Origin of the sequence: Paenibacillus sp. FSL H7-0350 (assembly GCF_038593195.1) — a bacterium.
In the GTDB taxonomy this organism is placed as follows: domain Bacteria; phylum Bacillota; class Bacilli; order Paenibacillales; family Paenibacillaceae; genus Paenibacillus_AQ.
Genome location: NZ_CP151972.1, coordinates 5,343,815 through 5,369,125 on the forward strand (window position 1 = coordinate 5,343,815; position 25,311 = coordinate 5,369,125).

Genomic DNA, 25,311 nt, shown 5'->3' on the forward strand with positions numbered 1-25,311 from the left:
TCCATCATATCATATGGCGGGGGTCCGGCTCAGTCCGGCTTATTTCATGGCCTTGGCAGGCTTCATGTACATGGTCACTACCGTATCCGCCACATAAGTGCTGCCATCGTACAGAGCCGGAGCCATGCTCAGATTAACCGTCTTACCGTCGACCATCATTTTTTTCGACCCAATCATAACCTTGATCATCTTGCCCATCGGCATCATGCCGTCGTCCATCATCTTGCCGTCATCCATCATGTTGCTATCGTCCATCATGTTGCCATCGTCCATCATCTTGCCGTCATCCATCATCTTGCCGTCATCCATCATCTTGCCGTCATCCATCATCTTGCTATCGTCCATCGTCTTGCTGTCGTCCATCATCTTGTCCATGTACATCAGCGAGACGGAGCGGTCCTTGCTGTTCCATTCAATGCTGTAGCCGTACATCATGGCGGCCTGTCTTAGGTTCATCAGCTCCATGCCGTCTTTCTTCATCGTCTTGATGCCTGCCGCCGCACCGGAGATGCCGGACACCGCCAGAGAGAGAACCAATACTGCCGCTATCATGAACCGTTTGCCTGCTTTGCTGTTACCCATGCTAATCACGCTCCATTTCTTTGTAGTGGTTACATGGAACAGAATAAACGGGAGAGCTTACGATTCTCTAAGCGAAATCTTACGATTGTATTACGGCGGCGCAAAGAACGTATAACTTCTCCCTATAGCCAGATATCAGTTATAAGTGTTACGTCTAATGCCGTACTCCATGCTAGAATTTATACACAAAGACAGAACAGTGGAACTAGAGGAGGGCTAATCATGTGTGATAGATTTCAGATCGTAGGCAGCCTGCTGCGTCCGGCGGAGCTATTAGAATATAAGCAGCAGATTGAACACCGGGACGATATTCAGTATCCTTTTTACGAGGATTTCCAGGGCTATGAGCAGTGTGAGGCGAAGGCGATTCAGTCGGTAGTCGAGCAAGCGAAGGAGAATGGGCTATCGATTCTGACGGATGGAGAGTATTCCAAGTCGATGTGGCATCTGGACTTTGCGTGGGGCTTCCAGGGGATGGAGCGCTATATCGCGCCTCACGGGTATTTCTTCAGAGACGTTGACGGCACCTCCAAATACGAGACGCGCAAAGACATCGGTCTGCGCATCACAGGCGAGCTGGGCGGTAAGAATCACCACTTCCTTCAGGCGTACCGCCAGCTTCAAGAGCATGCGGGAGACAGGGAGACGAAGCTGTGCGTGCCTTCGCCGTCCCATATCTTCGGAGAGCTGTCCTGGTCGGATAACCTTGGCGGCGAAGGTGCAGTGTACCAGAACCGTGATGAGCTGAAGGCCGGTCTAGTGACGGCATATAAGGATTTTGTAGGGGAATTCGCAGCCGCTGGCGGTAAGATTCTGCAATTCGACGACTGCCTCTGGGAGCTATTCGCGGACGATAATCCGAATTCGCCCTTTACCGGTGAGGCAATCAACCATGAAGAAGTACAGAGTCTCGCTACAGAGTTCATCGATATTAACAACACCATTATTGATTACGGACATAGCTTGGGGCTGCTTATGTGGACCCATAACTGCCGCGGGAATTATGATTCCCGGAATATGGGCGGCGGCTCTTATGTGAAGATTGCCAACCTGTTCCTGAAGCAGCTGAAGTACGACCGCTTCTTCCTGGAGTGGGACGACGAACGCGCGGGCTCGCTGGAGGCACTTGCCGTGTTCAAGGATAGACCGGAGACGGAAATTGTACTAGGCTTGCTGTCTTCCAAAACCAGTACGCTGGACGATGAGACCCGTGTCCTCCGCATGCTGGATGAAGCGTCCACGATCATTCCGAAGGAGAGACTTCTGCTCTCCCACCAATGCGGCTTCGCCTCTTGCGACGGGGGTAATGAGCTGACGGAAGCGGAGCAATGGGCGAAGATCAGACAGGGGCAAAAGATTGCTCAGCAATACTGGGCTTAACTTCATTAATAGGTAGCAACTGTTCATAAAAGTAAGCCCGCATCTGACCACAGGATGCGGGCTTGTTGATTGTTTAGGTAACATGTATAGAGGATTCCTGCAAGAAATGCAACATTGCTGCCCATTAGAAGCGTCTTACGCTGAAATTCTGCACGAAATGCAACAAATCCAGTGCTAACTTGCTCTAAACACCGAAATTTGTGTGAATAATGCAACATTGTACATTCAGTAAGTAATAGTTAAAGAGGAATCCTGCAAGAATTGCAACAATTCTCTATACAAGCGGCTGGTGAGAGAAGGCATCGCATCCTTCACCCGACAGGGTGATTTCCTAATGTTTCGGTCTATATCACCTGCTATATAGATTAAACTTGAAAATTAAAGTTAAGGGAAAAGTGGCGGAGGGGAATTTTGGAACTGTAGGAGCGGTAGCGCCCGCCTGAAGGCTTTCCGCAGGAAAGCTCGCATCGTAAGCATAGGCTGTGTTTGGATTTCCACTGCGCGTAGCAGTTTTAATCAAGAAATTCAAACACAACAGCGGCCGGAAGTCCAAAACTTCTCTGGAGTCACGGCCAATCCCAAAAGAAAAAAATATTAGTTCAATTTATATAGCTAAACAACATGTCGCATTTATCCGGCTGTAATGTCGCAAAAGTACATGGAAACAGAGGTCGCAGATCGGCTATACTCGCTGTAACAATTATGATAATGAAAATCATTATCACATAATACATAACAGGGGGAGTCAGCGTGAACAGAGCAACACAGAAACAAGAGGCCGGCAGGAAGAAATTCGCCGCTGGGCAATCAGGATTATTCATGGTATGGATGCTCGCACTGGTATTGGTACTGACAGCTTGCGGATCTGGAGGGGGAGCTAATGCAGGGACAGCCGCACAGCCGTCTGCGTCAGCTGAACCGTCTCCGTCGGCTGAAGCACAGGCGCAGGCATCACCGGAGGCACAGGCGACAGCAGCCTACCCGGTTACTCTTAAAGATATGAAAGGTGAACATACGCTGACGGAGAAGCCGAAGGTGATCGCTGTGCTTGACGTGAAATTCGCCGATCAGCTGATCGCGCTTGGAGAGAAGCCGGCAGGCAGCGTGGTTGCTGGAACCAAGGACGAGTTCCCGGAATATCTGAGTGCTCAGATGGATGGTGTGAAGGTCCTGGGTACACGCGATGAGCCCAATCTGGAAGCAATTGTGGCGCTGAACCCGGATCTGATCCTGATGACTGATTTTCAGGAGGAGGCTTATGAGAGTGTCAGTAAAATCGCGCCTACAATCGTACTGGACTTCTATGAGGATTGGCGGGATACGCTGGCTACCATTGGTACAATAACAGGTAAGCAGGCAGAGGCAGAAGTGGTGAAGAAGGCCTATGAGGATAAAATCATCGGACTGCGTGAGCAGCTGTCGGCGAAGCTGGGCGACGAGACGGTCGCGCTGATTCGCCCGAGACCGGAAGGGATCCGTGTACATGGTCCTGAGCACCGTACTGGAAGCATTCTGTATGAGGATCTGGGATTAAAGGCGCCTGCGTTCGTTCAGGCGATCAAGGATGATACCTCGGTTGAAATATCGATGGAGACTGTCTCTGATATCGGGGCAGATCGCTATTTCCTGCTCTCAGATGATCTGTTCGCCAAAGAGGCAGAGGCTCTGGCCAGTAGTCCGATCTGGAAATCCCTTGATGCAGTGAAGAATAACCGTGCCTATGATGTGAATTCAACGCTCTGGATCGCGTATTATGGTCCCCTTGCGATCAATATTATTGTAGATCAGGCCTCGGAAGCGCTGCTTGGAGCTAACTGAGATGGACCAATATCTGTCGTCCGCCCCCTGGAGGGAACTGGCGGAGGATTACCGGATGAGACTGGGGGAGCCGCCTGCGGGCAGCGTCCGCACCATTGCTCTGAGTGAGCTGCAAGACGAGGCGGTGTGCCGCGAATATGTTAGCTGGCTTAAGGATTATATCGGTGCGCCGGACACACAGGTTGCGGCTTCCATGCTGGCTAAGCGGATCGGATATCTGTGGATCGCGCCAATACTGACCGCCATGACCGTTCATAATCGTGAAGTCTTCTTCCCGCTGGACAGAAGCTTCCTCTATCATCCGGCTTCTGCAGAAGAGACGACATTCCCTTTCCTGGCGCTGGACGGGCTTCAGTCAGCCTCCCCGCCGGATGATCGGGGAGTGTGGCGCGAAGCTGTTGTTAAGGGGAATTTTGCAGTACGGCTTGCGCCGATGCTGCAGACGCTTGCTGCCGTTGGACCTGTCTCCATGGCTGTGCTGTGGGAGAATATTATGGTGCGTATTGCCCCGCTGTATGCGCCCGGAGCAGATCTGTCCGGCGAAGAAAGGCTGCGGATGCAAGAGGACTTTACGTATCTGATCCGGATGGCCGCCGGTCCATTGTTCAGCGCAAGACGCAACCCGTTCACCCGGTTCACCGAGGGGAGTGACGAGGCTCCGGTTGCGAAGAGCAAGCGTATCACGTGCTGCTTTTACTACCGGATGTCCGGGGAATATTGCAGAAAGTGCCCGAAAATTGACAATGAGAATGAATCTCAATTAAAATGACAGCAGGTCTATCCGTTTAGCAAAGGATACTGTTGTCAGGAGATGAGAGAAATGCCGCAACAAGAACAGGCGAGTCTATGGAGTGATACGGCGGTCAAGATGCTTGATGTGCGCAGTGGTACTGTGCCGCCCGGCGGCGTGCTGAGCGAAACGGAACTGGCGGCAAATCAGCTGCTGCTGGCCATCGGCGGGCAGGGAGGGCTTGTGATGAATGGTGAAGGCTGCCATGTCCAGGCCTCTTTTGCTTGTCATGCTGCCAAGGGATCAGCCTATACTCTGAGTGCGGAATCAGACAACATTCATTATACAGCTATTAGCTACAAGGCCATTCCTGTTGCGGGAGCTGCCCATGTGCTCTTCCCGCAGCGCAATCACCCGCTGCGGACTTCGTTTGTACACCATTCCGCGCCCCCTGCGGAGCTGCATATGGCAGCGGAGAGAATTGCAGCCAAATGGAGCCGGGGAGAAGGACTGGAACGCTTCCATGCCAATGCGCTGCTGCAAGGCATGCTGTGCGAGCTTATTATGGAGCATGAACGTGGTCAGGGTGGCAGAGAGCCGGATATGGTGGAGGTTGTTGCCGCCTATATCGCGGGACATTATCGTCAGGAGCTGGGGCTTAAGGAGCTGGCCGCACTGGCCGGATGCGGCGTGCGGCAGCTCCAGCGGCGGTTCAAGCAGGAGAAGCAGCTCGGGCCGATGGAATACGTGATCCAGCTGCGGATGGAGAATGCAGAGCGGATGCTGCGTTACACGGATGCTCCCATCGGCGTAATCGCGGAGCGGACAGGCTACCGCGACATGTATTATTTCAGCAGAGCATTCAAGAAGCATTATGGAGTCCCTCCGCAGCTCTACAGGCGTGCTGCCGCTTCAGATCCGGGGACGGTTCCCGTTCCTTCGGGATTGCCGGAACGCTCGGTCTCCCCGCACGGATCAACACAGGGTCCGGTGATCCCCCATCTGCGGGGCGAATATCTTGTCACCTCTGCTCCGCAGCGGATCGCCGTGCTGGACGTCCAATATGCTGACCATTTACATGCGCTGGGGATGTCCCCCGCAGGAAGCGTAGGCTTCGGAAGCGGGGCGCTGAATTTCCCGCCGTATTTCCGGGAGAGATTAACGGCAACGGAAATGCTCGGAACCTATGAGTACCCGGATCTGCCGGCGGTTGAACGGCTGCGGCCGGATCTGATTATGTGCACCGAGGTGCATGCTCCGCACTATGAACGCTTAAGCCGGGTAGCGCCAACGGTCATGTTCAAGCGTAATGAGAGCTGGCAGACGATTCTGCGTCTGTTCGGAGAACTGACCGGCAAGCAGGAGGAGGCAGAGCATATTATTGCCGATTATCTCCGCCGTACAGCATTGCTGTCCGCAGAGCTTGCTCCGGTACTCGCGGGTAAAAGTGTTGCGCTGATCCGTCCGCGCGAGTCCATCGTCCGGGTACACACGGCTTCTCACCGCACAGGTGCTGTACTGTACCGCGACCTTGGTCTGCCGGCCCCGTTATTTGTGGCGGACACCGCCTCTGACACGGCCTATCATATTTCCGTGGACAGACTTCCGGCTGTGCATGCTAACTACTACTTTTTGCTCAGCAACGAGCGAATGCAGGGGGGAATATCGATGACAGAGCATAGTGTGAGGGGCATGCTAGGTGCAGATCAGCGGCAGCTTATATACCCGGTAGATGCTGCTACCTGGATCGGCTGTTATGGACCTACAGGCATCAACTGCATTCTGGATCAGGTGGCCCAGGCCTTGCTGGCTTGAGTGATGACGGCTGCCAATTACATCTCCCGATCATACTTGAACCGGTAATAGATGCCGTATCCAATCGTGAACAGGTAGGCGAATACCAGTAACAGCACAACGGTGAGTTCAGTTTCCATTAAGGCAAGAGCCAGCATTAAAGCCCCGAATATATAAACCATCATGTCATAGGCCTTCGCCTTTGCCCGGGTGGCAATGGCGATATTGCGTTCATCGTTCTTGTTGATCTCCAGTTCCTTGGCGGTGGCAGGGCTCTGCTTCAGAGCACGCCGTCCGATGAGTTCCCCCATTCCACTGCCAAAGACGCCGGAGCCCAGCCCAATACAGATATAAGGCAACGTCCGCATGATCCCCTGCGGGTCTTGAACCGTTCTAATAAGGTACAGACTGCCTGCCAGCAACAGAAGACCTGCAATAACCAGAAGATAAGCGGTGACGGATTTCTTCATGAACTCTCTTCCTCCTCATAAATAAAAATCTCCTCAATACTCAATCTGAAATAGCGGGCAATCTTAAACGCTAACAGGATTGAGGGATTATAGCGGCCGTTCTCCAGCGAACCAATCGTCTGCCTGGACACTTCAAGCGCCGCTGCTAATTCCTCCTGCCTGATTCCGCGCTGCTTGCGTAACTCTTCCAAACGGTTATTCATGGAATCCCTCTCTTTATGGAAAGTTAACTTTACATGGAGATTGTATCGCATTATGCGCATTATGTAAAGCTTGCTTTCCATTCTAGGATGAATGGAGAATTTGCTCACTCCTCATATACGAACGTCCGTGCTACAATATTCCTTGTGAATATATGGAAGGCGGTGGGGCAGTGACTGCAAGACGGTGGGTGATGACCTTCATACGGATGCACAAGCTGGTATTTGTATGCGGTTTCTTAGTAACTACGTTAATGACCTTAGTGAACCTGATGTATCCGTTCCTGGGCGGACGGCTGATTAATATCGCTTTTTATGACCAGGATCTGAAGGCCTTCCTGAAGCTGTGCCTGATCTATGCCGGAATTCTCCTGTTCAATCAGTTCATTGTGGCGACGCTGAATAATCTGATCTCCTCCCAGATGATGACGGGGTTCGTGTTCGATATCCGGCGGGCGCTATTCCGCAAGATTCTGCATCAGAAGGGGAAGGATCTCTCCGGGATGTACAGCGGCGATCTGATCAGCCGGATGAACCGCGATGCCAAGGACATTATGAATCTCGTCTTCTGGAGCGGACTGTGGGGGTATTCGAATCTACTGCATATCGTGTTCGCCGTGGGCTTCATGTTCTATTATCATGTCCTGTTGGGAGTGTTCACGGTGGTACTGGTGCCTGTCGTGTTCTTGGCCTCGAAATACTTTAAGCAACGGGCGCTTAGAGTTAACCGGGATCTGGCGGCGGAGCAAGGGAGGCTGTCCTCGTACTTATTTGAAATTGTGGCGAATATGCGGGAGATCAAGCTGCTGAATGCCGGGAGGCAGGTAACGCGTACCTATCTCAGACGGACAGTCTCTATCCATCACAAGCATGTGGACAATGGAATAATCGAAGTAACCACCGAGCGGGTGAACGCATTCATCACGCTTGCTGCACAACTGCTGCTGTTCATCATTTGTGCCCGGCTGATTGTGAAGGGGCAGATGCAGCTTGGTGTTTTTGTGGCTGCCGCCAGCTATTTCAATATGGCTGTGACTTACTTCAGCTCGATGAGCGGCAAGATTACCGATACCTGGGGGCAGTCGGTGTCCTTACAGCGTGTTGCGCAGCTCCTGAATGAGCAGGAGGAGGACTATAGAGAAGCGCTTCTGCCCACACTGATTAAGGAGGGGACGATTGAATTTCGTAATGTCAGCTTCGGATATACGGAAGAGAGGCGGGTGTTGGACGGGTTCAATCTCCGTGTGGAGGGAGGAAGCACCGTGGGCATTGCCGGGAGGAGCGGAGCCGGGAAAACAACGCTCGGAAGCCTGCTCTGTAGCCTCTATCCTGTTGACGGCGGCGAGCTTCTGATCGATGGCCGCAACGTGAATGAATATAACCTGCACAGCTTGCGGAGTCAGGTGGGCGTGGTGCATCAGGAGACGGTTCTGTACAATAACACGCTGCGGTATAATCTGTCTTTTACGAATAACCGTGATCAGGACAGCCTGTTACTCGAAGCACTTAAGAGAGCTGCGCTGTATGAGCTGGTCCTGAATCTTCCGGACGGGCTGGACACGGTGCTGGGGACTTCCGGGCAGGAATTATCGGGCGGCCAAAAGCAGCGTCTGGCTATTGCGCGAATCCTGGTCAAGAATCCGAAAATTCTGGTCTTCGATGAAGCAACTTCGTCCCTCGACAGCAAGAATGAAGCGCTGATCCGGCAGATGACCGGTGAGCTTGGGCAAGACCGGACGCTGATCATCATCGCCCATCGGCTGTCCACGCTTAGAGGCTGTGACCGGATTGCAGTGCTGGAGGATGGCCGGGTCACAGGCTACGATACTCACGACGTGCTGATCAGAAGCAACAAAACGTACATAGATCTATTCAGCGAACAGTGTGCAGGAGGCGAAGCGGTATGACCATGACAAGATGGGCCGCCTATAAGGCGCTGACACAGGGAATTGAAGGTGTCCGTAAGCCGCTGCTGGTGCTCGCGTTGTTCAAGCTGTGGAATCTGGTCTGCGGACTGCTTCCGTTATTCTTGTACTCTCTGCTCGTCAACCGCGTGCTGGTGGAGAAGCATCTGAGTGGGCTATGGCCGGTTATCGCGGGTTATCTGGGGGTATTCCTGCTTACGACGGCCGGGATTGCGGTCAGCAAGCGCTACTCCAACCAGCTGCTCCTGAGGTATGATCTCAGGCTTAAGCGCAAACTGCTGAATAGAGTGAGCAGCCTGGATTATGAGGAGTATAGCGGGTACAGCATTGGTGATCTAAAAAGCCGGATCGAGCAGGATTCAGCTGCCGCCGGACGGTTCTTCACGGTTCATCTGTTAGATTTCAGCTACGCTGTCCTGTATGCTGCTGCGCTGGCTGGGATCCTTGTAAGCTATGACTGGCGGATCGCCCTCCTTAGCTTCGTCTTCGTTCCGGTCTCCCTGCTGACGGTGAATCTTCTGGGCGAGAAGACGAGAAAGGCGGGAGAGGAGCTATGGAGACTGCAGAACGGGTACGAATCCTTTTTACATGCTAGTCTGCAGAACTGGAAGGATATTAAGACCAATAATCTGGAGGAGGCCCAGCTAGAGGAATTGAACGGGCATTATGCAGCTATCCGTCCGGTGTGGTTCCGCAGCCAGCTCTATCAGCATCTGGGCGTTACCTATTCGTTCTTCACCAAGAATTTCATTACCCAGCTGTTCATCTATTTCATTGGCGGACTCTTCGTGATTAAGGGCTATTCGGAGGTCGGTGTGCTGCTGGTGTTCATCAGCTTCTACGGGCAGTTCTTCGGGTTCATTGAGACGATCAGCAACGGCCTGCTGAATTACAAGAATGATTCGGTGAATATCAGTAAAGTGATCGGACTGTTGCATGCCAAGGTGGACCAGCGGCCTTACAAGCGCATTAGCGGACAAGAGATTGAGGCTCAGAATTTACAGTTCCGCTATGAGGGGAAGAATGCCTTCGCGCTGGACGGGATTTCGTTCTCGGTGGGGAAGGGCGAGCATCTGGCCATCGTAGGGCAGAGCGGCAGCGGCAAGTCTACGCTTGCCAGACTGCTGACCGGACAGATGAAGCCCCAGGGCGGGAGCGTCCGCATCGGCGGCACGGAGCTGCATGCAGTGAACAGCGGGAGTGTGGCGGCCAAGGTAAGCATCGTGGTGCAGGAGCCTGTTCTGTTCAATATGACGATCCGGGAGAACCTGCTGATGGCGGGGGACGGGGCAACGGAAGCAGAGCTGATCGCCTGCTGCCGCAGCGCCAATATCTATGACTTCATTGCATCACTCGAGCAAGGGCTGGATACGGTTATCGGGGAGAAGGGGATGAAGCTCTCCGGGGGCCAGAAGCAGCGGCTGTCGATTGCGCGGGCGCTGCTGCAGCAGCGGGACATTATTATTTTCGATGAAAGTACAAGCGCCCTGGATCATGAGAATGAGAGCGATATCAGGAATGAGCTGAAGCGTCTGTCGGCTGGAACTACCATGATCTCGATCGCACACCGCCTCTCTACGATCCAAGACTGTGATAAGGTGCTGGTTCTGCAAGCCGGTAAGGTGGCAGCCTGCGATACCCATGCTAACCTGCGTAACCGGAATGAGGCCTATGATCTGCTGTTCCGCAGCCAATACGCCGCCTTAAGCCATACCACAGAACTTGTTCATTGACGGCGTCTCCACCCGGTAATATATTAAAATTAAGATTAACTATGTCCGTGACAGACTGTAGAGGAGAAGAGAGATGAGCCCGATCCATGTGTGGATACCTGTCGTATTTTATTGGCTGCCGATGCTCTTCTTTTTCTACATGGGAATGGATGTGCTGCTGCGCAACCCGCGGAAGATTGAACATCGTCTGGTAAGCGCTACAATTCTGTGCTATTTCCTGATGTTCCTGGAGGAGTACATCCGGTATATGCTGCCGATTGAATATAGTCCGGTGCTGGCTGCGGTCTGGTTCGCCAATGTCGGTATCCTCATTCCAGGGCTTGGCTTCCATCTGATTGCCCGGTTGATTGGCCTCCATAAGCGGATGTCCCGGCCGTGGTATCCCTATCTGTTCCATATCCTAACGCTGGCGATCCCGGCGGGACTCATTGGTCAACGTTCCTATACTTCTGTGCAGCTGTTCACCGTAAGCGGGGTATGGAAATGGCCGATAGCCAATTCAGCCTACTACGGGACCTTAACGGCAAGTCTGCTGCTTAGCTTCATCCCCATCGTCATGCTGCGCAGTGCGCGCAAGTGGAGTGCCGCCGATCCTGATTATCAGGAGCATGGCGGTATCTTCAAGCTGCTGGAGTACGGCTCCTGGGTGACGTTCCTCTGGGTAGCTGTATTCGGTTATCTCCGCTTCGATGAAATGCTGCCGCCCTACACGTATATCTACGGAGGATTGATCTGGTGCTTCGTGCTGCGCCTGTCCATGCAGAGGTATGAGTTCCTACACCATTCAGGACAGCGCTATAAAAAAATGTTTCAGATCAGCTCGCAGGCTGCGCTGCTCGTCTCGTTGTCAGGCAGCATCAAGGAAGCGAATCCGAGTGCCGGCAGGATGTTCGATCGTCTGTCCCTCGGGAAGGCTAATCTTGCCGATCTGGGCGGTGCGGAGATCATGGCGAAGCTTCAGGCGCAAGAGGATATCAGCGAGCTGGAAATGGTGCTGCACAGCGGGGACAGTCTGATCGAGGTGATGATTAACGGGGATTACGTGACCGTGGATCATGAGCCTCATGCCGTGCTGCTCATCCGTGACATCCGGCTGCGCAATCAGCATGTAAGGCAGATTGCCTTCATGGCCTATCATGATCCGCTTACAGGGCTGCCGAACCGCAGACAATTCTACGACAAACTGGAGGAGACTCTTGCGGAAGCAGAGCGCAGTGGCGGGGAAGTAGCCATCCTGCTGCTGGATCTCGACCGGTTCAAGCTGGTGAACGACCGCTGGGGTCATGAGGCCGGAGACCAGATGTTATGCAAGGTAGCGGGCATGATCCATCAGCTGGTTCAGCCGGACGGGCTGGCGGCCCGCTTCGGCGGCGACGAATTCGTGCTGTTCTGCCCCGTGGATGGAGGCGGGCTGACCGCCGCAGAGCTGGAACACCGGCTGCACACAGCTGCCAGTCAGGCTAAGCTCGATTATGAAGGCGAAGAGCTGAAGATTGATATGAGCATCGGCATCAGCGTGTATCCGCAGGACGGAACGGCCCCGGATGCCTTGCTGCGCCAAGCGGACAGACGGATGTATGCGATCAAGCGGGGAGAGGCGGAGGGAAATCATGAGATTTGAGTTGGGCAGGGGGATGTCGTTAATTGAGGAAACCGTGCGGGAGTTTCTGTCTGATACGGCAAGGGTCCTTGATATCAAGAGCACCCCGCTACACTCAGGCTATCAGGCGAAATTTTGATATGGTTATTGTGTAGTAGATATGTTTTGTCGGAGGAGCCTTTTCTGTTCAATGGCAGAAAAGGCTTTTTAGCATTCGTAGAAAATAAAGATATGGAATTATTGTGTAAAATATTACATTTTTGTGCTTTTATCTTTACTATTGTAGGGGGAGGTAATGCTCTCAGGATTTTTGGTAATCATAATGTTATTTGTCTTCGGATTCCCGGCCAATCAAGTGAATGCTGAGACTAACCCATTAGCAATAGAGAAGCTGGCACAATTAAGCAGTGATAATTTACTGGATACCCTCGTTGATAACGGGCTGATTCTGCCTGAGGGATTAGAACAGAATGAATACACTGAGAATGCTGTGAAGACAATAGTTTCGGACATCGAGCGGGGAGTAGTAAGCACGGACCACATCCCATATAATTATACAGAGCTAGCGGAGTTAGCTAGGAGAATTCTCGATGTCTCTCCCTTAAAAAGCTCTGTTAAAGCCAGCATTCGTTAGTACATAGCACAGTGATAGGATCATGGTCAAACAGCTATACCGGATATAATTGTTATGGATATTCTATTGGAGTGCATGTATTCCAAAATCCAGGCTATCATTCCGGTCAGGGATTCAGTATGAGTTTACCTATAGCTAGTATGGCGGACTTAGTAGTTGATGATTTGGATACCCTTGGATATTGGGGTTATAAAACAATCACAAAACCATCGCCACTAGCTAATTATCAAAAAGTAGTTGCTATTAGAAAAGGCAGCGTAGATTATCATTTCATGAAAGGTGATCTATCAGGTAATGATTGGACACATAAACCTGGGGGGACCAATCCTTTGAGATGGAATTATTCCTCTCCAGGATATACCACCTGGACTAATGAATATTCTGTAAACAATATAAGTAACCCGGGGAACATAACATACAATAGCTCAATTTATTATATTATTTATTGGGCAAAAAACGGTCCTGGGCCCCAACCTAACAAGATTGAGCCTGCAATCTGATTTTTGATTTTCTAATATCCTAATTGAATAGAGGAGGTGCTGAATATGAGCTTCAACAAAATCAAAGTTGGCAGATTAAGGTGGGAATTTGTCTGCGCAGTCCTTATGCTGGCTCTGATTGGTACCGGGTGCTCGCTCAATACGGAGGAAAAAGTGAAGGAACTGAATGCTGTTGATGTGCCTGCTGACGAAATAGTTGATATATCCTGGAATGCTGGGTGGTCACCAGCAATCAGCGTAACTCCAGGCATTCTGTTTGAGCTGCACGGCAGTGATGATGTTATCTATGAATTATCTGGAGATACTGCTTACCTATGTGTTGATGCTGGGGGGAAGCTTGAAAGCCTCAGCAAAGGAGGAAACACAAAGAAATCCGGGGAACGCTTCTACTGGAACTACCTCTACGGAGACCCGCAGAAACAGCCTGCCGATGTTGGAGACTCATGGATCAACATTATCCGTAAGGAGGAAAATTATCGCACCGGCTGGGTCTTGATAAAGATATCCTCAGGAACAGACAAGACAGCAGAGAGGGAGAATGGATTGTTCAAAGCTGAAGTTATGGCAAGCCTGGAATTTCCCCAACAGGACGGTAATTACCAGGTGATCTCGGATAAGAATCTGCTGGATCTTGAAGCCGCCTACAAAAAATGAATAGAACTGATAAATAAAACCCCTTCTGGCGAAGGGGTTTTATTTATCACCAACGTTGAGAATTCACCTCCATTGAGGTGAGGGGCTGAATCGGAATTTTCAACTGCATGGAGAACGTACGTGCTATAATTAAGGAAGCTATTGCCTGACCAATTCATTTCATAGGAGCTGTGTCACATACCATGATCAAGAAAGAAGCCGCACATATCCGCAAGCAGTTCAAGATGGACCATGATCAGCTGAATCTGTACGATATTCTGAATGTCTATATTATGAAAGAAACGAACGAAATCTACCACTTCGAGCGCCAGCCGTTCGCCATGCTGGAACGCGAGAAGCAGGAGCTGTATATGAGTAACTTCCGGAAGCTGCTGACGGGCGAGCTGGATCAGAAGCTGTTCGAGCTGAAGTTCCTGGAGGAAGCGGAGGAGCCGTCGCAGGTGATGCTGCACCAGGGGCTGATAACCGGTGACCCGGAGGAGTGGCAGGACCTGATGCTCATGCTGGTGGACAAAATGCTGGTGGATGCCAAGTATGAGAAGGATGCCGTAGTCACGTTCGTGCGGGGGCAATACTTCCGGCCGACCAAGGCGCGTAATGATGAAGCCGAGGAGACTGGGAAGGACGAGGTCTTCGCGCATCCGTTCATTCTATGCAGCGTGAATTCCACGGAGCAGCAGCGTAAGACGCTTTTGTTCGATTATGTGGAGCGGGAGTTCAAGTATAATATCATGGTTGATCCGATCATCAAGCTCAGCACGCCGGAGCAGGGCTTCTTCTACCCGAGTGTGACCGACAACTATTCGGATATCAACCGTGTGCTATACTGCACGGGAAGCGCGAATAATCCGAACCCGCAGTTCATCGAGCAGGTGCTGAATGCGGAGCGGTCGGTGACGGCGCTGGAGGAACGGTCTATTTTTGAAGATATTGTGAAGGAAGTGGCGGGCGAACAGATCGATGTGGCGACTATTGCCCAGGTGTATGAGGAGATTCATCAGGTGATTGAAGACAACGCGGAAGAGGAAGAACCGCCGAGACTCGATTACCGTGATGTGGAGCGTGTGCTAAAGGCGAGTGGCGTGGAGGATGTGACGGCGGAGAAGGTGGAGCGGGCATTCGAGACCATCGTGGACAATAAGCACTATGAGATGAAGGCCAGCAGCGTCATCCCGAAGTTCACCTCGAAGTCGATCAAGATCGATACGAAGGTCGCTTCCATCACGATCAGCCCGCAGGACCTGAGATATGTGCGGCAGGTGAATTACCAGGGCAAGCGCTGCATCATGATTGAGATTGATGAGGATGCGGTGATCGAAGGCTTCACGCTGCTGACGGAGAACTTATCCTAATCTGTATAGAAGGTTTTTTCGGAAAAAGGGCTATCCCGATGTCTCCTTAGGAGAGCGGGAAGCCCTTTATGTGTAGGTGTAGGGTTGGTGCGAGTGCGCGACGCCCAATGTCTGCGAAAAACAGGCATGACAAGACAGATGCCTTGTCACCCCCAGGAATGAAAATAAGCGGGTGGCATCCGTCGCAACCATTCTAAATGAGGCTGTAGTCGTCAACACTACATATACAAATCAAAGGGCGGAAACGGTTACTGGGATACACCCCGTGCGAAAAACCGTTCTATTGCGCTTTTCGAGCATCGCCTATTGTAGCCCCAAAAGTACGTGTATTAAATTACACTCACTCGAGCGCATGATTTGTAAACTGACGATGGAGGATGGTTGGAATGGATGCTGTACGTATGTGTTGCGCCGGTCTGGACGTGCACCAGGAAACCGTTGTGGCCTGCGTGTTGAAAGGACCGATCGAACAGAAACCACAATGTCACCTGAAAACCTTTGGGACGACAACCAAAGAATTGCTAGGCCTGCAAGATTGGCTGAGTGAACACGGCTGCCGGGAGGTGGTGATGGAGAGCACGGGCGTGTTATGGAAACCGGTATGGAACATCTTAGAGGGCAGTTGTGATCTGGTCTTGGCCAACGCCCAGCGGGTAAAGAATACGCCGGGTCGAAAAAGTGACATGCAAGATGCGCGCTGGTTAGCGCAATTGCACCGTTGCGGGCTCATTGAAGGCAGTATGGTGCCCGAACAGGACATCCGGGATTTGCGAGACTTGACCCGTTACCGGAGTAAGATGGTGCAGGCGGTGACGGCGGAGAAAAACCGCATTCACAAAATCCTGCAGGATGCCAACATCAAGCTAACCACCTTTATGTCCGATCTATATGGGGTTTCAGGGCGGGGCCTGCTCCAGAAGATCATGGACGGCGAGGTCATCGACGAAGGGACCGTTAAGAACCTGGTCAAAACCCGTTTAAAAAAGAAAGTTCCGCAGTTGCTAGACGCGCTCAATGGCAAGTTGCGCCGTCATCATCGCGAGATGATTCGAGACCACTGGGACCACTTGGTCTATTTGGAGAAAAGGATCACGGAACTGGAAGCTCGAATCGAGGCGAAGGCAGAACCGTACCTGGAGAAGATTGAACAAATTGACTCCATTCCAGGAATTGAGCGGACGTCTGCCGTGACCATCTTTGCCGAAGTGGGGCCGCATGTCGCGGAAATGTTCCCGAGTGATGCGCAGTTTGCTTCATGGGCGGGGGTGTGTCCAGGGAACAACGAAAGCGCTGGAAAGCGAAGAAAGTCAAAAACGATGCAAGGGAACAAGCATCTGAAAGGGGCCTTGTGTCAGGCGGCTTGGGCAAACTCTCGCTCCTCGAACCGGATCGGACAATTCTTTCGACGAATTCGAAAGAGACGAGGCGATAAAAAAGCAAACGTCGCCACCGCGCATTTGCTGATTCGAATCCTCCATGCCCTGATGCGGGAGAAGAGGTCATACCAAGAAATAGACGTCTCACTAGGCGATGAGACGTCCAAGAAAAACACGTTAGATAGGTACGTGAAATATATCCAGCAGTTAGGATATAGTGTTCAATTGAATCCTATCCCATAGTCTTCCCTTTTTCAAAAAAACGAAACGTTTTTTTGGGGCGGTGGGTCTTTTTTTGTCAAAAACCCAGTCTGCGGCGCATTTTCCGATATTTTTATTTTCGTATTAAACCGAACACAATGGGCTGGTGCAGGGCGGGCTTAGGAAGAGCTTCAATTCACATAGAAGCTGAGCTTGTCCCAGGTATTGCCCGTCGATTTCTGAATATTGATGTTATAGATAAGCTGGCCCTCTGTTTTGTAGAAGTTCAGATCCTTTGTACGGTAGCCCTGTGCGGAGAAAAAAGGTTTGACGTCCTGCTTGATGACTTGTTTGAATAATTCTTTCATATTTAACAATTACTGCATAGTAAGTAAGTCCTCCTTCACCTGAGGTGATAGTAGGCTGCATATTATAACCTGTCGGCTGACAGCTATAGTGTACTATAAACAGGATCGCCTCAAATGACTTCTTTCTGGGTAAATATAGGATAGGAGACAGGAAAGGAGAATGCAGGTAGTGATGAAGAATGTTAAGATTCTATTGTTTTTCTTTGGGTTTGCGGCTGTGATGGTGCTGCTGTTCGGATGGGGGCTGCCGGTAGTTTTTCAATTATTCCTACATAACGATTACATTAGAAGTCTGACGTTGCTGGTTGTGTTCAGTATTATAGTTTTAGTAAAAAGGTTGAGTTGGTCCACTTATTTGGTCTTTGCCGTCGCCGTCTTCTCGTTCTTGGGCATGATGATCGACACGGCCGGGAACCCCGTATACAATAAGCCGCTGCAATGGATCGTCTCATCTATAGGTCAATTGCAGCTGGACCAGGATGTCAATAATTATGCGCCAGGCCAGTATGTCATTTCGGATAACCTTGCTATACTGAAGCCTGGCGGGGAGATGGTCACGCTAAGTACCGTATGGTTATACCTGTACCGCTTGGCCCAGTATATGGTGCTCTATTCGATTGTAGGCACCGTACTCGCAGCGGTCCGGGGAAGTAGGCCGGAGCGCTGGCCGGTGCCTGCCGCTTCTGTAGACGAGACGTTGACGCCGGATATGGAGCAGCGGGTAGCCGCGGAGCTGAAGCGCCGGGAGGCAGCAAGCACAACACTGAGGGTCGTTCCCGAAGAGGTCCAGGAGCATGTCCGGCAGTTAAAAAAGGACGGCAAGCTTATTCTTGCCATCAAGCTGGTTCGTCAGCATACGGATATGCCCCTTGGCGAAGCCAAGCGGTATGTGGAAGAAATGTAGAGGATATTTATCAGCCCGTTCTGTGCAATCGACAGAGCGGGCTTTTTTGCGCGTATGGTAACTCATCAGGTTTCGAAGCTGGAGTTCTTTTGCAAGAGTGGCTTCCAAATTCGGCAAAAAAATATAATGATGTATTTTAAATTTTAGTAAAGTAATTTTGAAGGTTTATGGCGATTTTTGTCGAATCCAATGTGGAGAATTATATTCTGCTCACAGGAGGGCACTTTTACTAACGGGTTGAGGGCTGGCTAACGGATAAATTGGACGGCACATTTAATAGACATAAGGGGGCATGTGTATGAAAAGACCGTTGTTATGGAAAAAAAGCTCGATTTTCATGCTTATATTTATACTGATATTCCCGAATATGAGTATTGCCGGAGCACAGGCTTCGGCGGATACTTTGACTGTTGCATCGGCCGTGGCAGACAACCTGGATACGAACTTGAACAGTGTAATCTATGAGAACGGAACTTATACCGCAGTAGGAGAGGGCGGGAGAATCGTACAATCGGCTGATGGAATGAGCTGGAGCAAGATCAGTACCCCTTCATCTAATGCCAAGATTTCATGGAGGAGTATTGCATTTACCTCAAGTACTTATGTAGCGGTAGGTGTTGATTATTCAAACTCCACTGCAAAGGCTAAGGTTATTGTCTCTACGGATGGAGGCAGAACCTGGAGTGATAAATCCTCATCTGTAAATGCTGATATCCTGCAAAAGGTACGTTACATTAACGGGATATTTTATGCTGTCGGCGGAAGGTGGGCCGCTGCTAATCGGGCGCAAGACCTTGGAGTTATCTATTCTTCCGCAGACGGACAGAATTGGAGCCAGTGGAGTACTGTTCCGGCACTCTGGCCAAACGGATCGACTACCAGTACTACTTTTTATATAACGGACATTATTAATTTCAATGGAAAATATGTGATTACGGGAAATATATTCGCCTCTTATGCCCACTCGGGTGACGGGTCAAACTGGACGTCTGCATTCTTGGGCGGAACGTTTGGGCTGGATGCATTAGCTGTGTACAACGGTAAGCTCTATGTATCGAAAAACTGGGAGAACGGTTATGTAAGCAGCAATGGAATGACCTTTGCGGCAGACTCTTCTTACGATTATATGCTTGGCGTTGTGCAGGCGGGATCATTACTCTACCGATATGGCAGGGAAGGTAAAATGTATACCTCGGCCAATAGTGGAGGGGCTTGGACAGCGGCGGAGCCCGTAACGAATCATACCATTATATCGGCTGCTTCAAACGGCACAGGAATGGTTCTGATAACCAAGTCATCGCATAGTCTTGTCGTGACGTCAGATCAAACCCGCTGGGCCAGGTTCGGCGGGAATTTACAAGGAAGTGCTTATAATGGAAACAAGTGGGAGGTTGTTGGAGACGTTCTCTCAAACGCGGGTTCGGAGCTTCAGGATAGTATATTCCTGTCCTCTTCAAGCGGCTGGGATCAGTTGAGTGTGTCTAACCGCCTGCTGCCTAAGCTGGGATTCGCTGAAATTGCCTATGGAAACAATGTTTTCGTTGCAGCGGGGAAAAAGCTGGGTGTCTCTGGAGATGGAGAGAATTGGACGGTTACAGATCTCCCAGCCGGAGCTACCGGTCTTGTACAAGGATTAGCTTATGGCACTAACGGTTTTGTTGCCGTGGCTGGCGATAACGTTCTCCAATCTGCTGATGGAGTCTCATGGACAGTTGTAACTACCTTAAACGGCGCTTCTTTCAACCATGTGAAGGCTGTGAACGGGGGTTATGTGGCCTTTGGTACAGGAGGGATCTGGGCCTCTACGAATGGAACAAGCTGGAGTTCACTTGACTCATTGAAGGATTACGAGCCCTCCAGCTACATCACTTTCTATGATATCACTTATGCGAATGGAAAATATGCCGTTATAGCTACGAATGGCAATGATGGAACTCCGCAGCTGCTGGAGACAAGCGGTGTGTTAAGCGACACCTCTGTCTGGACGAAGCATGAGATTGATGCAGGCGCAGCCTGGACGGAGCTGCGTTCCATAGATTATGGTAACGGTTATTATGTTGCTGCGGGTGTAGTGTACAACGATCAGGAATCCCATGTGGTTTATTCTTCTAAAGACCTGGTTACCTGGACCCAATATGATGAGCAGGCGCTGGGAGTCAGCGGAAAAGGATTAAACCAGGTTAGGTTCCAGAATGATAAATTCTATATTGTAGGTAACGACAATACAAGAATTGTACTGGACAGCGGAGTGGGGGGGACACCGGAGACTACCCCGGCAGCGGTGATCGACTATACTGCGGAGCAGCTGACTGGCCTGACGCCAGGCGCTGCGTATACCGTGAACGGTCAGCCTGTAACGGTGGACGTTAACGGCAAGCTGGCTATAGATAGCAGCTGGCTGGGAGCTTCATTAAGCATCGTGAAAAAGGGTGACGGTTCGGCGACTACAGACAGCGTGGCGCAGACGCTGAATGTTCCATCCCGTCCGGCAGCGCCTGCGGGTGTAGCTTCAACGGATGAAACCGCGATTGATGCGAAGGATGGAACACTCACGAATGTGACTGCTGCGATGGAATATAAGCGTGGAACGGCAGGTGCTTGGTCGAATGTTGCGGGTACAAGTGTAACAACCCTTGAACCGGATACTTATTATGTCCGCACGAAAGCGACAGCGGCAGCATTCGTATCGGAAGCGCAGCCTGTAACGGTGAACGCATATGTGCCAACAGCAGAGACTACCCCGGGAGCGGTGATCGACTATACTGCGGAGCAGCTGACTGGCCTGACGCCAGGCGCTGCTTATACCGTGAATGGTCAGCCTGTAACGGTAGACGTTAACGGCAAGCTGGCTATAGATAGCGGTTGGCTGGGAACGTCATTAAGCATCGTGAAAAAGGGTGACGGTTCGGCGACTACAGACAGCGTGGCGCAGACGCTGAATGTTCCATCTCGTCCGGCAGCGCCTGCGGGTGTAGCTTCAACGGATGAAACCGCGATTGATGCGAAGGATGGAACACTCACGAATGTGACTGCTGCGATGGAATATAAGCGTGGAACGGCAGGTGCTTGGTCGAATGTTGCGGGTACAAGTGTAACAACCCTTGAACCGGATACTTATTATGTCCGCACGAAGGCGACAGCGGCAGCATTCGTATCGGAAGCGCAGCCTGTGACGGTGAACGCATATGTGCCAACAGCAGAGACTACCCCGGGAGCGGTGATCGACTATACTGCGGAGCAGCTGACTGGCCTGACGCCAGGCGCTGCTTATACCGTGAATGGTCAGCCTGTAACGGTGGGCGTTAACGGCAAGCTGGCTATAGCTAGCGGTTGGCTGGGAACGTCATTAAGCATCGTGAAAAAGGGTGACGGTTCGGCGACTACAGACAGCGTGGCGCAGACGCTGAATGTTCCATCTCGTCCGGCAGCGCCTGCGGGTGTAGCTTCAACGGATGAAACCGCGATTGATGCGAAGGATGGAACACTGACGAATGTGACTACTGCGATGGAATATAAGCGTGGCACGGCAGGTTCTTGGACAGCTGTTACGGGCACAAGCGTAACAACCCTTGAACCGGATACTTATTATGTCCGCACGAAAGCGACAGCGGCAGCATTTGTATCGGAAGCGCAGCTTGTGACGGTGAATGCATATGTGCCAACGGCAGAGACTACCCCGGCAGCGGTGATCGACTATACTGCCGAGCAGCTGACTGGCCTGACGCCAGGTGCTGCTTATACCGTAAACGGTCAGCCTGTAACGGTGGACGTTAACGGCAAGCTGGCTATAGCTAGCGGTTGGCTGGGAGCTTCATTAAGCATCGTGAAAAAGGGTGACGGTTCGGCGACTACAGACAGCGTGGCGCAGACGCTGAATGTTCCGTCCCGTCCGGCAGCGCCTGCGGGTGTAACGGCAACGGATGAAACCGCGATTAATGCGAAGGATGGAGCATTGGTTAATGTAGATTCCACGATGGAATACAAGAAGAGTGCCGCAGGTGCCTGGGGTGTCGTTACAGGCACGGCCGTGACAGGCCTTGCTCCGGACACGTACTACGTACGGGTGAAGGCAACTGCAACGGACTTTGCCTCGGAAGAGCAAAGTGTAGCTGTCGAGCTGTACGTGGCAGCGCAGGAAATCACCCCGGCAGCAGAGATTAATTATGAAGCTGAGCAGTTGACCGGACTAGTTCCAGGCGGTAAGTATGTCATTAACGGCACACTGGCAGCAACAGCGGATGTGACTGGGAGGCTGGCTCTGGACAGCAGCTGGCTGGGTATTACGTTGAGCGTCGTGAAGCAGGGGAATGCTACAACGACCGTCGACAGCGCGGCGCAGACCTTAATCATTCCGTCCCGTCCGGCAGCGCCTGCGAGTGTAGCTTCAATGGATGAAACCGGGATTGATGCGAAGGACGGCACACTCATCAATGTGAATACTGGGATGGAATATAAGCGCGGCACGGCAGGTTCTTGGACAGCTGTTACGGGCACAACCGTCACAGGCCTTGCACCAGACATGTACTTTGTCCGCACAAAGGCGACCGTAACGGCCTTCACCTCAGCTGAGGCAGAGTTGACGATAACGTCATTTGCGGCAACGGCGGAAGTGATGCCTAATGCGATCATCGATTATGCTGCTGAGTTACTAACGGGTCTGATTCCAGAAGGGGTATACACTGTAAATGGTACGGCTGTAATAGCCACCACGGACGGAACGCTGCCGATAGACAGCAGTTGGCTGGGCAGCGTACTGAATATCGTGAAGACAGGTAACGGTGTGACCACCACCGATAGTGATGCGCAAGTGTTGAGTGTTCCTGCGCGTCAGGCTGCTCCGGTTGGAGTGAGTGTCACGGATGTGACCTATAACGGGGCCAATGACGGAACACTGCAGAATCTGACCGTCCAGATGGAATACCAGATGGGGAACACAGGGGCTTGGACAGAAGTTACAGACATTACGGTTACTGGTCTTGCACCGGGCACGTATTATGTGCGGGTGAAGGCGACGTCAACGGACTTTGCTTCTGCTATTGCTCAGGTGACTGTGCATGACTCGGATGCCGTGATCCCGGCAGCTCCAGAAGTGGTAGCGGATGATCTGAACAATACGATTATGGGCCTGAATACCAGCATGGAATTCTCCGTGGATGAGGGATCCTACGTACGTTATGACGGAACCAACTTGCCAGACCTGAGCGGGGAGCATACGGTGAAGGTACGGGTGGCGGCCAGCGGATCGGTTCCGGCGGGACCGGCAACGACGCTGACTTTTACAACGAATGTCTTGATCCCAGCCGGGGACTTGGCTGTGAGTGCCAGTGATCCGAGTGGTGCAGAGAGTAACGGCTATACGCAAATCAAGGTTACGCCTGCACCAGCTGAAGGGCATAAGCTGCTGTATAAGAATTTTGGTGCTGGTAGCATCATTGTACCGAATGTAGGAGACCTTCTAACCGGATACACCCTTGTAGGCATTGAAGGGCTAGTTCCGGCAGCCGATGGGGATACGCTTGGGATTGCTGAGGTAGATGCGGAAGGCAGAGTGGTGAAATACGGCAGCGTCATGGCAGTAGTTGCGGTGACGACTCCGGTAACACCAACTCCCGAGCCGGTCAGCCCGGGAAGCGGAGGTAACCCAAGTACCGGAAGTAACACGAACAGCGGGACTCCTTCCGGGAATCCGGCCAGTACGGTCACCAACGTAATTGTCCTTGTGAACGGCAAGGAGGAGAACGCGGGCACAGCGACGACAACTACTTCGGGCAACACCAAAACTACGATCATTACCGTAGATCCGCTCAAGCTCCAGGCCAAGCTGGATGCGGAAGGCATTGGGGCAGTGGTTACAATTCCAGTAATGCTGGACTCCAACATTTTTGTTGGCGAATTGAACGGTCAGATGATCAAGAATATGGAGAATGTGGCGGCAACGCTTGTACTCCAGACCGGCAAGGCTTCTTACACTTTACCAGCATCCGAGATTAATATCGGAGCGTTGGCCCAGCAATTTGGCACCAGTGTGAAGCTGGAAGATATCAAGCTGAAGATTACGATCGGCGAGTCTTCTGCAGCAATGAATCAAGTGATAGCCGTCGCAGCAAGCAAAGGCGGCTTTGACCTGGTTGCACCTTCACTAGACTTCACAGTCACTGGGACCTACGGTAATTCCACAGTGGAAATCAACCGGTTTGACGCTTATGTGAAACGTACGGTGGAGATTCCTGGAGCCATTGACCCGAACCGGATTACAACAGGTATCGTTGTAGAGCCAGATGGAACGGTGCGTCATGTACCCACCCAAATCATCCGGGAGAATAATAAATATTATGCTGAGATTAACAGTCTGACGAATAGCTCGTATTCGGTAGTCTGGCATCCGTTGACCTTCGCAGATGTAGAGAAGCATTGGGCGAAGGCTGCAGTGAATGATATGGGCTCGCGGTTAGTCATTAACGGGGTGAACGAAACGACGTTTAACCCGAATGCGGATATCACCCGGGCAGAGTTCGCAGCAATTATTGTACGCGGTCTGGGACTGAGGCTCGGTGAAGGAGCGACTTCTTTTGCTGATGTGCCAGTGAGTGCCTGGTATGCAGGGGCGGTACAAGCGGCCTCGGAGTATGGTCTGATTAACGGCTTCGAGGACGGAAATTTCCGTCCGGATGCCAAGCTTACACGCGAACAGGCGATGACGATCATCGCTAAGGCGATGAAGCTGACCGGTCTTGCAGACCGGACCGGCACAGTGGATACAGCAGGTGTATTTGCAGCCTTTACTGATGCAGGACTTGCCGGCAGCTGGGCAAAAGATAGTTTGGCACTTGCTGCCAAGGCTGGTCTGATTAGCGGCCGCAGCGGTAATAAGCTGGAAGCCAAGGCTAATGTCACACGTGCAGAAGTGGCTGTTCTCATACAGCGGTTGCTGCAGAAGTCAGATTTGATTGACTAAACGGAGAGGGAAAGAGAAAAAGGGATTCAGCTTGAGCTGAATCCCTTTTTAATGTTATGCATCCTACTAGAAGGGTGAAAAAGGCAGGAAGTGCCCTGTCATGAAAGATGCAAGTAATAAAGATACATAAATATC

General features: G+C 51.6%; 18 protein-coding genes. 14 read left to right on the forward strand and 4 right to left on the reverse strand.

Annotated elements, in window-relative coordinates:
• Positions 1 to 39 precede the first annotated feature (39 nt).
• Positions 40 to 582: a hypothetical protein gene (locus tag NYE24_RS24385; protein WP_342476881.1), complete on the reverse strand. Its 543-nt coding sequence runs from the start codon at positions 580 to 582 to the stop codon at positions 40 to 42.
• 222 nt (positions 583 to 804) lie between these two features.
• On the opposite strand from NYE24_RS24385, the gene NYE24_RS24390 reads away from it, so the two are divergent.
• From NYE24_RS24390 to NYE24_RS24405, 4 genes are all read left to right on the forward strand, one after another.
• Positions 805 to 1,962, forward strand: a complete 1,158-nt coding sequence (locus NYE24_RS24390; protein WP_342476882.1) for a 5-methyltetrahydropteroyltriglutamate--homocysteine methyltransferase — start codon at positions 805 to 807, stop codon at positions 1,960 to 1,962.
• Between the two features lie 750 nt (positions 1,963 to 2,712).
• Positions 2,713 to 3,780 carry an iron-siderophore ABC transporter substrate-binding protein gene (locus tag NYE24_RS24395; protein WP_342476883.1) on the forward strand — a complete coding sequence of 356 codons (1,068 nt, stop codon included), beginning with the start codon at positions 2,713 to 2,715 and terminating at the stop codon, positions 3,778 to 3,780.
• Between the two features lies 1 nt (position 3,781).
• The gene (locus NYE24_RS24400; protein ID WP_342476884.1) at positions 3,782 to 4,549 is read left to right on the forward strand and encodes a (2Fe-2S)-binding protein; all 768 of its coding nucleotides are present in this window, start codon (positions 3,782 to 3,784) and stop codon (positions 4,547 to 4,549) included.
• A gap of 51 nt (positions 4,550 to 4,600) precedes the next feature.
• Positions 4,601 to 6,325, forward strand: a complete 1,725-nt coding sequence (locus tag NYE24_RS24405; protein ID WP_342476885.1) for an AraC family transcriptional regulator — start codon at positions 4,601 to 4,603, stop codon at positions 6,323 to 6,325.
• Positions 6,326 to 6,342: 17 nt separating this feature from the next.
• Here the strand turns inward: NYE24_RS24405 and NYE24_RS24410 are convergent, their stop codons facing one another.
• Positions 6,343 to 6,774, reverse strand: coding sequence for a hypothetical protein (locus tag NYE24_RS24410; protein WP_342476886.1), 432 nt, complete (start codon positions 6,772 to 6,774; stop codon positions 6,343 to 6,345).
• The gene (locus tag NYE24_RS24415; protein ID WP_342476887.1) at positions 6,771 to 6,977 is read right to left on the reverse strand and encodes a helix-turn-helix transcriptional regulator; all 207 of its coding nucleotides are present in this window, start codon (positions 6,975 to 6,977) and stop codon (positions 6,771 to 6,773) included. The genes NYE24_RS24410 and NYE24_RS24415 overlap by 4 nt, the downstream gene beginning before the upstream one ends.
• A gap of 170 nt (positions 6,978 to 7,147) precedes the next feature.
• Between NYE24_RS24415 and NYE24_RS24420 the strand changes: the two genes are divergently transcribed.
• The 8 genes from NYE24_RS24420 to NYE24_RS24455 all read left to right on the forward strand — a co-directional run bounded on the left by NYE24_RS24420 (position 7,148) and on the right by NYE24_RS24455 (position 16,991).
• Positions 7,148 to 8,881, forward strand: coding sequence for an ABC transporter ATP-binding protein (locus NYE24_RS24420; protein WP_342476888.1), 1,734 nt, complete (start codon positions 7,148 to 7,150; stop codon positions 8,879 to 8,881).
• Positions 8,878 to 10,632 carry an ABC transporter ATP-binding protein gene (locus NYE24_RS24425; protein WP_342476889.1) on the forward strand — a complete coding sequence of 585 codons (1,755 nt, stop codon included), beginning with the start codon at positions 8,878 to 8,880 and terminating at the stop codon, positions 10,630 to 10,632. Before NYE24_RS24420 ends, NYE24_RS24425 begins: the two co-directional genes overlap by 4 nt.
• Positions 10,633 to 10,705: 73 nt before the next feature.
• Positions 10,706 to 12,253, forward strand: coding sequence for a GGDEF domain-containing protein (locus NYE24_RS24430; protein ID WP_342476890.1), 1,548 nt, complete (start codon positions 10,706 to 10,708; stop codon positions 12,251 to 12,253).
• A 301-nt stretch (positions 12,254 to 12,554) separates the two neighbouring features.
• The gene (locus tag NYE24_RS24435; RefSeq protein WP_342476891.1) at positions 12,555 to 12,866 is read left to right on the forward strand and encodes a hypothetical protein; all 312 of its coding nucleotides are present in this window, start codon (positions 12,555 to 12,557) and stop codon (positions 12,864 to 12,866) included.
• A 140-nt stretch (positions 12,867 to 13,006) separates the two neighbouring features.
• The gene (locus NYE24_RS24440) at positions 13,007 to 13,366 is read left to right on the forward strand and encodes a hypothetical protein (RefSeq protein ID WP_342476892.1); all 360 of its coding nucleotides are present in this window, start codon (positions 13,007 to 13,009) and stop codon (positions 13,364 to 13,366) included.
• Between the two features lie 45 nt (positions 13,367 to 13,411).
• The gene (locus NYE24_RS24445; RefSeq protein ID WP_036693010.1) at positions 13,412 to 14,020 is read left to right on the forward strand and encodes a hypothetical protein; all 609 of its coding nucleotides are present in this window, start codon (positions 13,412 to 13,414) and stop codon (positions 14,018 to 14,020) included.
• A 182-nt stretch (positions 14,021 to 14,202) separates the two neighbouring features.
• Positions 14,203 to 15,372, forward strand: a complete 1,170-nt coding sequence (locus tag NYE24_RS24450; RefSeq protein ID WP_076158698.1) for a DUF4317 domain-containing protein — start codon at positions 14,203 to 14,205, stop codon at positions 15,370 to 15,372.
• A 386-nt stretch (positions 15,373 to 15,758) separates the two neighbouring features.
• The gene (locus NYE24_RS24455) at positions 15,759 to 16,991 is read left to right on the forward strand and encodes an IS110 family transposase (RefSeq protein WP_076162511.1); all 1,233 of its coding nucleotides are present in this window, start codon (positions 15,759 to 15,761) and stop codon (positions 16,989 to 16,991) included.
• 149 nt (positions 16,992 to 17,140) lie between these two features.
• Here NYE24_RS24455 and NYE24_RS24460 read toward each other — a convergent pair whose 3' ends face one another.
• A complete protein-coding gene (locus NYE24_RS24460; RefSeq protein ID WP_342476893.1) occupies positions 17,141 to 17,317 on the reverse strand; it encodes a DUF4304 domain-containing protein in 177 nt (58 codons plus the stop codon).
• 169 nt (positions 17,318 to 17,486) lie between these two features.
• Here NYE24_RS24460 and NYE24_RS24465 point away from each other — a divergent pair, with 169 nt between their 5' ends.
• The gene (locus NYE24_RS24465) at positions 17,487 to 18,221 is read left to right on the forward strand and encodes a hypothetical protein (protein WP_342476894.1); all 735 of its coding nucleotides are present in this window, start codon (positions 17,487 to 17,489) and stop codon (positions 18,219 to 18,221) included.
• A 298-nt stretch (positions 18,222 to 18,519) separates the two neighbouring features.
• Positions 18,520 to 25,176, forward strand: coding sequence for an S-layer homology domain-containing protein (locus tag NYE24_RS24470; protein WP_342476895.1), 6,657 nt, complete (start codon positions 18,520 to 18,522; stop codon positions 25,174 to 25,176).
• The last annotated feature ends 135 nt before the right edge of the window (positions 25,177 to 25,311 follow it).

What these genes read in the sequence shown, in the direction of transcription:
- NYE24_RS24400 (WP_342476884.1), top strand. Translation starts at nt 3,782, where the DNA reads ATGGACCAATATCTGTCGTCCGCCCCCTGGAGGGAACTGGCGGAGGAT.
- NYE24_RS24405 (WP_342476885.1), top strand. Translation starts at nt 4,601, where the DNA reads ATGCCGCAACAAGAACAGGCGAGTCTATGGAGTGATACGGCGGTCAAG.
- NYE24_RS24450 (WP_076158698.1), top strand. Translation starts at nt 14,203, where the DNA reads ATGATCAAGAAAGAAGCCGCACATATCCGCAAGCAGTTCAAGATGGAC.
- NYE24_RS24440 (WP_342476892.1), top strand. Translation starts at nt 13,007, where the DNA reads ATGGCGGACTTAGTAGTTGATGATTTGGATACCCTTGGATATTGGGGT.
- NYE24_RS24430 (WP_342476890.1), top strand. Translation starts at nt 10,706, where the DNA reads ATGAGCCCGATCCATGTGTGGATACCTGTCGTATTTTATTGGCTGCCG.
- NYE24_RS24425 (WP_342476889.1), top strand. Translation starts at nt 8,878, where the DNA reads ATGACCATGACAAGATGGGCCGCCTATAAGGCGCTGACACAGGGAATT.
- NYE24_RS24410 (WP_342476886.1), bottom strand. Translation starts at nt 6,774, where the DNA reads ATGAAGAAATCCGTCACCGCTTATCTTCTGGTTATTGCAGGTCTTCTG.
- NYE24_RS24460 (WP_342476893.1), bottom strand. Translation starts at nt 17,317, where the DNA reads ATGAAAGAATTATTCAAACAAGTCATCAAGCAGGACGTCAAACCTTTT.
- NYE24_RS24390 (WP_342476882.1), top strand. Translation starts at nt 805, where the DNA reads ATGTGTGATAGATTTCAGATCGTAGGCAGCCTGCTGCGTCCGGCGGAG.
- NYE24_RS24455 (WP_076162511.1), top strand. Translation starts at nt 15,759, where the DNA reads ATGGATGCTGTACGTATGTGTTGCGCCGGTCTGGACGTGCACCAGGAA.
- NYE24_RS24435 (WP_342476891.1), top strand. Translation starts at nt 12,555, where the DNA reads ATGTTATTTGTCTTCGGATTCCCGGCCAATCAAGTGAATGCTGAGACT.
- NYE24_RS24470 (WP_342476895.1), top strand. Translation starts at nt 18,520, where the DNA reads ATGAAAAGACCGTTGTTATGGAAAAAAAGCTCGATTTTCATGCTTATA.
- NYE24_RS24445 (WP_036693010.1), top strand. Translation starts at nt 13,412, where the DNA reads ATGAGCTTCAACAAAATCAAAGTTGGCAGATTAAGGTGGGAATTTGTC.
- NYE24_RS24385 (WP_342476881.1), bottom strand. Translation starts at nt 582, where the DNA reads ATGGGTAACAGCAAAGCAGGCAAACGGTTCATGATAGCGGCAGTATTG.
- NYE24_RS24415 (WP_342476887.1), bottom strand. Translation starts at nt 6,977, where the DNA reads ATGAATAACCGTTTGGAAGAGTTACGCAAGCAGCGCGGAATCAGGCAG.